Origin of the sequence: Lutibacter sp. B1 (genome assembly GCF_012524075.1) — a bacterium.
Classification (GTDB): domain Bacteria; phylum Bacteroidota; class Bacteroidia; order Flavobacteriales; family Flavobacteriaceae; genus Lutibacter.
In genome coordinates this window covers 1-1,595 of sequence record NZ_JAAZUI010000080.1, presented here as the reverse complement: position 1 = coordinate 1,595, position 1,595 = coordinate 1, and the positions used below count along the sequence as shown (strand labels likewise).

Here is a 1,595-nt window from a genome sequence, read left to right as displayed (position 1 = left end):
AACTTGTTTGTGTATGATTTCGTTGCGTGATTTAAGCACTAAAGTTAGCAAATAAATTACAGATAGAAAGTCCGCGAGGACTTTCGTAAGTAAGCTATAACTAGCAATGAATTATACACGTTGTTACCCATTGTTATTGTAATCGTTTAAAAAATTCTTTCTTGGTAAATGGAAATTTAATATTCAATTTATTTCTTTTTAGAATTATTTTTCTCTCTACACTTCTAGTTGTTGCATTTGAATAATGAAAATCAAAAATAAAATTAATATTAGATAATTCGCACATATTCACTAAATCAATTGAACTTGAACTCGACACTATATATCTTTCAAAAAGATAATAAAATGTATCGTTAATTATATTGTTTTCCTTTTCATAAACATATTTAGACGATGAAGTATTTTTATATTCTCTTTCTATGTACAAATTCAAATCATTATTTTCTATTCTTGGAAAAACAACATCAGTAAAATTTTCACTTTTAAAAACACCACCTTTAAAAGTGCTTTCATCGTATTTGCCTTTATTTAGTAAGAATTTCATAGAAGAAAGTAAAAACTCTCTATTAGTTTTTACCATTTCCTCTTCCCATTCTTTTTTAGATAATTCTTTTTCAGGTTTTTCTTTTTTAACTTCTGTGCTTTTAGCATTATTAGAATGACTATTAATTGGATTTCTATATGTTACTTTTGGAACATACATTAAAAAAATTTCATTATCTGTACTTAATGATAATAATATTTCATAATGTAAAGATTTCCATTCAGAAACTCTTTTTGATGATGAATTGGGTTCTCCATATTTTTTTTTGATTTCAGAACCTAAATTCTCAAATTTCTTTTTTGCAGTTTCTTCTTTTTGAAAACCTATTAAATTTTCAAACTTATCTGCCAAAATTATAAATGAGATTTGCCCTTTTAGGTCAAACACTACACGTTCAGTTAACTTTAAATGACTTAAAAAATGTTTCTCTGTACTTACTTGTGACATTTCAACTGGCACAAACCCATCAATAGCGAATTGATTAATAGCTTCTTGAAGGAAACCGAAATCAGAATAAGTTTTAGTTAAATCGATATTTAGAAAAGTATAATAATCATTTTTATTTTCTCTAATTATAAGTTTATCACCATCCAATTGAAAACTTCCTAATTTTGAAATTGCACTTTGTCCTAAAAGTAAAGGTGCATTTAATTGGTGAACAATACTTGCTTCAACATTTTCTAAAATATATCCATCAATATTAATTTCTTTGAGTATAATTTTAGTTCCTTCTTCTATTTCTCCATTTGCAATTTTATATTTTACGGTTCCTTTTACATCTTCATCATTCAGCAATCCCTGTTTTATTAGAAATTTAGCTTCGGTAAGTGATATTGACACGTCTGATGCTCCTGTGTCAAATATGAATTTCATTGGTATTCCATTCACTTTGCAAGGGATGGTATAGATTCCATTTTCATAATTCATTTCAATTACTTTTTGTGAAAATAGATTGTTAATTGAGATTGAAAACAAGGTAATTAGAAGCAGATATTTTCTCATTTTGAATTTTTGTTGTGAGTTTCGTTTTAATAATGGGTAACGGTTTAGG

The 1,595-nt window shown here is 26.5% G+C and carries 1 protein-coding gene; it reads right to left on the bottom strand.

The genetic code is table 11. The features are described from left to right. Window positions 1-133: 133 nt before the first annotated feature. Window positions 134-1,595: TIGR02281 family clan AA aspartic protease (locus HGB55_RS14865; RefSeq protein ID WP_211047410.1), on the bottom strand; the 1,462-nt coding region annotated here is incomplete at its 5' end.